This window comes from Vibrio sp. UCD-FRSSP16_30 (assembly GCF_001676025.1).
Taxonomy (GTDB): Bacteria; Pseudomonadota; Gammaproteobacteria; order Enterobacterales; family Vibrionaceae; genus Vibrio.
The window spans coordinates 130,764-139,171 of record NZ_LZFW01000003.1 but is presented as its reverse complement, the minus strand read 5'-3'; the positions used below and the strand labels follow the sequence as shown (position 1 = coordinate 139,171).

9 protein-coding genes and 1 pseudogene are annotated in these 8,408 nt (G+C 42.3%); 5 read left to right on the top strand and 5 right to left on the bottom strand.

Annotated features, from left to right (window positions below):
• Nucleotides 1–218 (top strand): annotated as a pseudogene (istB, locus tag A9260_RS16560) (IS21-like element ISVch3 family helper ATPase IstB); the annotation flags it as partial.
• Here istB and A9260_RS03550 read toward each other — a convergent pair.
• Entirely contained in the window at nt 210–623 is a 414-nt protein-coding gene (locus A9260_RS03550; RefSeq protein ID WP_197485243.1) for a hypothetical protein, read from the bottom strand. The pseudogene istB and the gene A9260_RS03550 overlap by 9 nt on opposite strands.
• Before the next feature lie 294 nt (nt 624–917).
• Here A9260_RS03550 and A9260_RS16555 point away from each other — a divergent pair, with 294 nt between their 5' ends.
• The 4 genes from A9260_RS16555 to A9260_RS03535 all read left to right on the top strand — a co-directional run bounded on the left by A9260_RS16555 (nt 918) and on the right by A9260_RS03535 (nt 4,305).
• Nucleotides 918–1,031, top strand: coding sequence for a phage integrase N-terminal SAM-like domain-containing protein (locus A9260_RS16555; RefSeq protein WP_306763662.1), 114 nt, complete (start codon nt 918–920; stop codon nt 1,029–1,031).
• A gap of 436 nt (nt 1,032–1,467) precedes the next feature.
• Nucleotides 1,468–2,427, top strand: a complete 960-nt coding sequence (locus tag A9260_RS03545) for a TRAP transporter substrate-binding protein (RefSeq protein WP_068696268.1) — start codon at nt 1,468–1,470, stop codon at nt 2,425–2,427.
• Between the two features lie 70 nt (nt 2,428–2,497).
• On the top strand, nt 2,498–3,001 hold the full coding sequence (locus A9260_RS03540; RefSeq protein WP_068696267.1) for a TRAP transporter small permease: 504 nt from the start codon (nt 2,498–2,500) through the stop codon (nt 2,999–3,001).
• Nucleotides 3,001–4,305 carry a TRAP transporter large permease gene (locus tag A9260_RS03535; protein ID WP_068696265.1) on the top strand — a complete coding sequence of 435 codons (1,305 nt, stop codon included), beginning with the start codon at nt 3,001–3,003 and terminating at the stop codon, nt 4,303–4,305. The genes A9260_RS03540 and A9260_RS03535 overlap by 1 nt, the downstream gene beginning before the upstream one ends.
• Before the next feature lie 23 nt (nt 4,306–4,328).
• Here the strand turns inward: A9260_RS03535 and A9260_RS03530 are convergent, their stop codons facing one another.
• From A9260_RS03530 to A9260_RS03515, 4 genes are all read right to left on the bottom strand, one after another.
• Nucleotides 4,329–5,210: a DMT family transporter gene (locus tag A9260_RS03530; RefSeq protein WP_197485245.1), complete on the bottom strand. Its 882-nt coding sequence runs from the start codon at nt 5,208–5,210 to the stop codon at nt 4,329–4,331.
• Between the two features lie 179 nt (nt 5,211–5,389).
• Nucleotides 5,390–6,010, bottom strand: coding sequence for a 3'-5' exonuclease (locus tag A9260_RS03525; protein WP_068696261.1), 621 nt, complete (start codon nt 6,008–6,010; stop codon nt 5,390–5,392).
• Nucleotides 6,011–6,185: 175 nt separating this feature from the next.
• Nucleotides 6,186–7,553, bottom strand: a complete 1,368-nt coding sequence (locus A9260_RS03520; RefSeq protein WP_068696260.1) for a TrkH family potassium uptake protein — start codon at nt 7,551–7,553, stop codon at nt 6,186–6,188.
• Entirely contained in the window at nt 7,550–8,212 is a 663-nt protein-coding gene (locus tag A9260_RS03515) for a potassium channel family protein (RefSeq protein ID WP_068696258.1), read from the bottom strand. The genes A9260_RS03520 and A9260_RS03515 overlap by 4 nt, the downstream gene beginning before the upstream one ends.
• Nucleotides 8,213–8,408 lie beyond the last annotated feature (196 nt).

Here is an 8,408-nt window from a genome sequence, read left to right as displayed (position 1 = left end):
AAGAGCATGCGGGTCACTTACTAGAAGTGCTTGAAGATCGTTATCAAAACAGCAGCACAATCGTCATCAGCCAATTACCCGTAAAGGAGTGGTACAACATGATCGGTAACGCTACCGTTGCAGACGCGCTAATGGATCGGCTCGTACACAATAGTCATCGAATAGAACTGGGAGGTGAATCAATGAGAAAACTGGCGCAATCCGATCACTTAGAGTAAAAATAAGAAGAGAGAAAAACGGCAGGATCTGGTGATCGGAATAAACCGAAACAGCTGATCGCAATCACCGGAATACGCAAAGCTGGCGAAAGGATCACCTGCTGGATTGATAATGCCTAACACTAAAGGTCCAGATATATGATACTGAGTGCTAAACCCTCCTGGCCCATAATACCCAGCTAAAGAAAACCTAAACCTCAGACCTTCGTTAGATACTTTGTTCTCAACCCAGAACCCAAGGCCATTTAGCCTTTTTCCTGCGAGTTCTAAAACTTCTTTAATCTCAATTAAGTTTCTTTCATAGGCATTTTGCTCAGCTTTGAGCATTAAGTTTCGTTCTTCATCCGTTAAGATGAAGTCCTTACTAGCATCAACAAGCTGCTTTACTTTATTCCAATTACTCATTTATACCTCTTTGATACATAACATTCTAAATAACAAGCTGGCTCACTTTTCTACTTGCCTACCTTCACTTAAACTACCATAACTCACTGAAATATAACGAATACAAATCAAAATCTGCGTTCTTTCTTTGCGTAAAAACGAGCGTGCGTGTTATCACTTTTTAACAATGCTCGTTATCTTAGGAACAACAGTATTAATTCTATGATTAACAATGATTTATTTAATCTCCTTTCGAAGAAACGAGACTGACCCTTCGACAAAACAAGCCAAGTTTTAGAAGAAATTCGACGACATATGCGAATGCGAGGCTACAGCCTCAGAACAGAAAAAGCCTACTTATATTGGATCAAATGCTTCATTCGCTTTAACAAACTAAAGCGCCCAAAAGATACTGCGAAATTGAAGTAATGGATTTTCTTTTCTATCTTGCCAACGAACAATACCTAACAGACCTTGACTTTAAATAAGACATTTATCCTGCATCACACTTTTGAAATTTGTTCAAAATCCTCCCATAAATAGGTCTAAAATTGTGTGGCACGACATACAGGCCACATTCGTATTTACTTACACTTTCTTTCACTTCCTTTATTAATCGCGGTCAATTCACACAAAAAAGAACTAAAAAGCTCTATTTTTATACAAACCAGCCCTAAATATCCCCAAAAATATGTGACACCAGTCAGTAAAAATCGAATAAATCCTATCCAATTCCTACTTGTGAGAGTCAGATCCAAAATACCCACCTATTTGTCATATAAGATTACTTTGAGTGCACGCTAGTGCACATAGACAAGTTAGTTTGGATCTTAAAATCAAATTCCACATAAAAAGGAACATGGGAATGAAGAAAACCCTCATTACACTAATGGCCACTTCGGTACTTGCTACTTTCGCAGTTAATGCAAAAACGCTAACCCTTGGTCACGCAATGAACTTGGATAGTGCAGCTCACGCCGGAATGGTTATTTTTGCTGATAAAGTAAAAGAAAAATCAGCCGGTGATCTACAAGTTAAGATTTTCCCTAACGGCATGTTGGGATCGGAGCGCGACCAAGCAGAACAAGTGGTTACTGGCGCATTGGATATGGCTAAAATCAACGGCTCACTAGCAGAGTCATTTGAACCAACTTACAAAGCTATCTCTATTCCTTACCTTTTCCGCAACTCTGACCACATGCACAAATTTATGCGCAGTGAAACAGCAGAGAAGCTACTTCAATCAAGTAAAGGCAAAGGCTTCATTGGTATTACTCTATATGACTCAGGTTCACGTAGCTTCTATAGTGCAAAACCAATTAAGACTCCTGAAGATCTTGCGGGCCTAAAAATTCGTGTTCCAGAATCACCAACAATGATGGAAATGGTTAAACTGCTTGGCGCTCGCGCGACACCAGTACCATTTACAGAAGTGTACACAGCACTACAACAAGGTGTCATCGACGCGGCTGAAAACAACATCTCAAGCCTAGTAGAAATGAAGCACTCAGAAGTGGCTAAATTTTACGCGATGGACCAACACATGATGACTCCAGATTTAATCATGATTTCTGAGTCAACTTGGGCGAGTCTAAACCCAGAACAGCAAAAAATCGTCAAAGAAGCTGCTATTGAATCAATGGAAGAAGAAATCAAGATTTGGGCTGCAACTGATGCGAAAAACATGAAAATCGCAAAAGAGTCTGGCGTTACTTTCATCGAAGTAGATACAAGCAAGTTCCGCGCTAAAGTACTGCCAATGATCGAAAGTGCTAAGAAAGATCCTGCATTGAAATCTTACATCGATTCAATCGAAGCAATGTAATCAATACCTCCTTTAATTGCCCTCCTTTTGGAGGGCTCATTCATTCTACAGTTGTTGACGTGGAGGAAAGATGTACTCAGTTTTACGTCAGTTTAAAACCATCCTAGATAAAGCTATTCTCACCTTTTGTGGAGTGGCCATTGTCACTCTCGTGATCACAGTGACATGGCAGGTTTTTAGCCGCTATGTACTTAATGACCCAAGCTCGTTTACCGATGAACTCGCTCGATACACCATGATTTGGTTTGGTCTTGCTGGAGCAAGCTATCTATTTGGTAAAAACGGCCATCTTTCGATCACTCTATTTATTGGTTCAGTCAAAACCAAACATCGAAAATATGTCCATGTGCTAATTAATTTAGTTTCTGTGGTCTTCATCAGCCTCGCTATGGTCAAAGGTGGCCTATTGTTGATGAGTCGCACCATGACCCAATTCTCACCTGCATTACAAATTCCAATGGCTTACGTTTATCTAATATTGCCACTTTCTGGAGCCATCATGCTGACTTATATCGCTTTAAATAGCATCGAAGTTTTTGCCCCGACTCAATCAGCAAAGGAGGGTAAACAGTAATGGATATCTCAATTGGCTTTTGGCTACTGTGTTTATTTCTATTTCTGATTGCGTTTAGTGTACCGATAGCAATAGCGATCGCCATGTCATCGTTAGTGATCATGTGCTCGATTCTGCCGACTAATGTCGCCTTTATGACTGCGGGGCAGAAGATCGTTACCGGTATAGACAGTTTCAGTTTGCTTGCCATCCCCTTCTTTATATTGGCCGGTAACATTATGAACCGAGGCGGAATCGCCACACGGTTAGTGCAACTGGCAAAAATCTTAGTTGGACGTCTTCCTGGCGCTCTATCTCATGTAAATGTCATCGCTAATATGCTGTTTGGTTCGGTATCAGGATCAGCGGTTGCGGCGGCGGCGGCGGTAGGTAAAACCCTTGAGCCAGAGCTAGAAAAAGAAGGCTATGACAAGTCCTATTCAACGGCGGTAAACGTTGCATCATGCCCTGCAGGCTTGCTCATTCCACCAAGTAACTCGTTAATTGTCTTCTCAGTAGTCAGTGGCGGAACATCCATTGCGGCGCTATTTATTGCAGGTTACGTGCCGGGGATTTTGATGGGCCTAAGCTGTATGGTTGTGGCGTATATTATTGCCAAAAGAAAAGGCTATAAGAGCGCACACGTTGAATTAACCATCCGTGAAAAATTGATCATTACTTGGCGAGCCGTTCCCAGCTTAGGCTTAGTGGTTGTGGTCATTGGCGGAATCATTGGTGGGGTCTTTACGGCCACCGAAGGTGCCTGTATTGCCGTTCTCTACTCGTTTTTCTTATCCCTTTGTTATCGAACATTGGGTGTAAAAGAACTGAAAACGATATGTGTAGAGACTGCAGAAATCACCGGTATCATGCTGTTTTTGATTGGCGCATCAACCATCATGTCTTGGGCAATGGCCTTTACCGGCTTACCAAGCATGATCAGTGAGTGGATGCTGTCTATCTCTGATAACCCAATCATCATCTTTATTTTGATGAACATTATTCTACTCATCGTAGGTATGTTTATGGATTTGACGCCGGCAGTATTGATTTTTACGCCAATCTTTATGCCGATTGCCACTCAGCTTGGCATGCACCCAATCCACTTTGCAATGATGATGATATTCAACCTTTGTATTGGTATCGCCACGCCACCGGTGGGGACAGCCTTGTTTGTTGGCTGTAGTGTCAGCGGAGCAAGGATTGAAAGCGTCATACGCGCCATACTGCCTTTCTGCGCGGTATTAATCGTCACGCTACTACTGATTACATTTATCCCAGCAATCAGCTTAGCGCTACCGCAAGCGTTTGGTTTGATTAAATAAAGATTGAGCCTAGGAGTTCGCTCCTAGGCTCTTTTTTGCTTTCCAAATACATTAATTAATGCACCTGTAATAATTAAACCACCACCTAAATACGTCCAAACGGATGGGATCTCGTTAAATACCCACGCCCCGAGTAACGCCGAAAAAACAATTTGCACATAAGAATAAGCAGAAGCTTTACCTGCCTCTTGGGTTTGCATCGCCTTTGTTAAGCCATACTGACCAATTTGAGTAAATATGCCCACTAACACCAACATAAGAGTAATAAATACACTCGGCCAGACAAAGTGATTCCAAATGAGCGCTGTAGATACTGGTAAAGCAACCAAAGGGAAATACAAGATAATCACTGAGCTATCTTCAGTTTGGCTGAGCTTTCTTACAATCACATAAGCAATCGAGCTGCCAAATGCGCCGCACAATGCAATCATAATGCTAAACACAGGCAATTCACTCGGCCCTTCAGCCATGCTCGGTTGTACCATGATAAATAAGCCGATAAGACACAATACAATGCACATTAATGTCGATCTTTGAATCCGCTCTTTAAGAAATAGCACGCCAAGTAGCGCAGTAGAAATAGGATGAACGTATTGCAAAATGGTCGCTTCTGCCAAAGGCAAAGTGGTTATCGCATAGTACACACACATTAAAGCCGAAGTGCCCACCACCCCGCGCAATAACAGCAGTGGTTTATTGTTTCCCCAAACCGAAATACGCTTACGCTTTACATCAACATAGCTAATGACAAGAGAGACCAAGGCACGAGCGGCGACAATTTCAAAGACAGGAATACCATAGTTGCTAATGTATTTAACACACGCCGACATCAGTGCAAAACCGACAGCAGACAACAGCATAAACCGAACCCCAACAGGGATCTGAGAAAAAGAAAACATAGCTATACCGATATTGTTGGCTGCAAAAAAGAGGGAGAGAATCATATCTTAATGGTCGTCACTTCACCATTCGTCGACAGATAAAAATGATGTCTCTCATTGTTATAAATTTTAGGTTATAAACTTTAGGCTATAGGCTTTACGACGCAGATAAAAAGCGACAATTTCAATGCTGTGATCAAATATTATCGTGAGGCGTGTTTAGCAAACAAAACGGGGACAGCACTTTTACTGGTTTTACCTAACTTTTGCATGAACGAAAAATCAGGGTTATGTACACCGTGCTGCTGTAACTCTTCAAGCATTACCAACCACAGCTTGGCTGTCATTTCAGAATCTGCCAATGCCCGGTGAAAAATGCCATCATTTTCAATTTTGGTGTAACGAATTAAATCACCCAATTTATGAGTCGGTGCATTTTGATATAAGCGACGTGCAATTAACATTGAGCAGGCATATTGAGCCGTACAATCCACATTAATGGCAGACAATTCAGCCTCTAAAAATCGCTTATCAAACGAGGCATTATGCGCCACTAAATCACAATCTTTAATGAATTTGGCAAACTCTCTCATCACCACGCCACAACTTGGCGCATCATTAAGCATCGCATTAGAGATCCCAGTATACCCTTCAATAAAAGAGCTCACTCTAAAGCCTGGGTTCATCAGTTGTTGGAAGGTATCCACCACAATCCCATCAACTAACTTAACCGCACCAATCTCAATGGCTCTATCACCCATATTCGGTGACAAACCTGTTGTTTCAAAATCAAAAACCACCACTGTATTGGCTAAACCAGACATACGTATCTCATATTAATCATTAAACCAGAGCAACTTACTAGGTTATTTAAAAGGGGTTGCGAGGGAGCAATACTAAACGTAATCAAGGATTAACACCACTACAGTGAGAATCCTTGATTATGTACTGATCATTATAAATAGTTGATCGTGTATTGTTCGCAGAAGGGATGGGATGCTAACCCGTAAATACAGGTTCTTCTGGGTAGCGAATTAAGGTTTTCTCAGGTCTGGCTAACATATACGCTAAGGTAAGCGGGCCGATTCGGCCGATAATCATCACTACAATCATGATAAATTTGCCCGGCTCTGATAGCTCCGCGGTTAAACCTGCACTGACCCCTACGGTTGCAAAAGCAGAGATGGTCTCAAAGATAACCACTTTAAACGGTGCTTGCTCGGTAATCATCAATGCAAACATGGCAAGAAATAGCAAAATGCCACTGACTACGATGATCGCCAGTGAGCGGGTGATGGTTTGACTTCCTATTGTGCGATGAAAAAGCACCACGTGTTTTTTCTGACGCAGGAAAGCCCACGTTGCCATTGCCGCAACCACAAATGTCGATACCTTAATACCGCCACCTGTAGAAGTAGAACCTGCACCAATCAGCATGAGCAACATCATAAACAGCATGGCTGGAGCGGTCAGTGCCGACAAATCAATACTATTAAAACCTGCGGTTCGAGCGGTAGCCGATTGGAAGAACGCTGCCAGCCATTGCTCAGACATCGACAAATTACCCAACGTCGCCATGTTATGTCGTTCTAACAACCAAAAAGCTAAGGTTCCGACAATCAGTAATATTGGCGTACCAATTAACATGATTTTGGTATGTAGTTGCAGTTGTCTAAAGCCTTTATGTAGGTTTGTCGATAAATCGCCCACAACGGTAAAGCCGAGGCCACCTAAAATAAATAAAGCGGCTAAACAACTGATCACCACAGGATCGCCAACAAAGCCGACTAAACTATCTGAAAACAGAGAAAAACCCGCATTATTAAAAGCGGAAATAGAATGGAATAGCGCATAAAACATGCCCGTGCTCCATCCCATCTCAGGTACCCAGCGAAAACTCAGCACCACAAAACCGACAAATTCGGCAGCCAAGGCAAAAATGATGATCTTCTTCACTAACCCATGCAGATTAATTCGGCGGTCTTGCCCTAGCGCTTCCTTAGCCAATGCCTGCTGTTGTAATGATAACCGTACCCCAAACATATACAGCAATACCGCAGACAGTGTCATCTGACCCAATCCACCAATTTGCATCAAAATCATCAGCAAAATCTTGCCGCTTAACGTAAAGTGCTGACCGGTATCGACAACCCCTAGCCCAGTCACACTAATTGCCGATGTCGCGGTAAAAAGTGCGTCGGTCATTGATAGCCCAGATACGGAAAAGACGGGTAGCGTTAATAACACAGCGGCAGGGAACAAAATCATAAGAAAGCTAACAACAATAACTCTCGGCTCTCCGCCAATGTTGCCCTTTTTCTCTTGGCCTAAGCTATAGACTCGACTTTGATGAATTCGTGGGATCATAACGTACGCAGTTTTTGAGCTAGAGCCGTTTCTGGGCCAACAATAATAATGACATCACCGATTTCTAAGCTCTTCTTGTAGCTTGGGGATGAAATCACTTCTGGGCCACGTTTTAAGGCAATCACGCTGACTCCCTCTTCACGGCAAAGTGCCATGTCCGCCAGTGACTTTCCCAGCATCTTAGCGGTGACAACCACTTCGGTAAGTGCAAGGCCGCTGCCTAGTGGATGAAAATCTTTTACGCGCTTATCTATCATTTGGTTGGCAATTCTAATGCCCATTTCTTTTTCGGGCATGATGACTCTGTCCGCGCCTACTTTATGTAATATCTTGGCATGGAACTTATCATTCGCTTTCACCCAAACGGTTTTACAATGTGCTTCCTTGACCACCAAGGTAGTCAAAATACTGGCATTAATATTACTGCCAATAGCCACCATCACCATGTCATATTCATCCAGCTTTAGCTCTGCAACTGTTTCTTCTTGAGCGCAGTTAGCCACAATAACTTCGGTTGCAAACTCTGCAGCGCTTTTGACACGCTCTTCATCAATATCAATGGCTAATACTTGCGCCCCTGCACGGCTTAATTCCCGACATACCGAAATACCAAACCGTCCTAAGCCTATAACAGCATATTGTTTCTTTGCTGATCTCATTTATCCTCTCCGATGACACTGTTTGGCTTACTAAAAACCGTTGCAATTTTTAGTATAGTAAACATCTGATTTACATAACGAAATAATGATTAATTAAAAGATAGTTATCAAAGTTCTTAAGTTCAGCCTCATAAACAGATTTACACTGTAAATATTCAGCTCACTGATTTCCGTTTAACAAAGTAAAGCTGCACCA

What these genes read in the sequence shown, in the direction of transcription:
- A9260_RS03540 (WP_068696267.1), top strand. Translation starts at nt 2,498, where the DNA reads ATGTACTCAGTTTTACGTCAGTTTAAAACCATCCTAGATAAAGCTATT.
- A9260_RS03545 (WP_068696268.1), top strand. Translation starts at nt 1,468, where the DNA reads ATGAAGAAAACCCTCATTACACTAATGGCCACTTCGGTACTTGCTACT.
- A9260_RS16555 (WP_306763662.1), top strand. Translation starts at nt 918, where the DNA reads ATGCGAATGCGAGGCTACAGCCTCAGAACAGAAAAAGCCTACTTATAT.
- A9260_RS03525 (WP_068696261.1), bottom strand. Translation starts at nt 6,010, where the DNA reads ATGTCTGGTTTAGCCAATACAGTGGTGGTTTTTGATTTTGAAACAACA.
- A9260_RS03515 (WP_068696258.1), bottom strand. Translation starts at nt 8,212, where the DNA reads ATGAGATCAGCAAAGAAACAATATGCTGTTATAGGCTTAGGACGGTTT.
- A9260_RS03550 (WP_197485243.1), bottom strand. Translation starts at nt 623, where the DNA reads ATGAGTAATTGGAATAAAGTAAAGCAGCTTGTTGATGCTAGTAAGGAC.
- A9260_RS03520 (WP_068696260.1), bottom strand. Translation starts at nt 7,553, where the DNA reads ATGATCCCACGAATTCATCAAAGTCGAGTCTATAGCTTAGGCCAAGAG.
- A9260_RS03535 (WP_068696265.1), top strand. Translation starts at nt 3,001, where the DNA reads ATGGATATCTCAATTGGCTTTTGGCTACTGTGTTTATTTCTATTTCTG.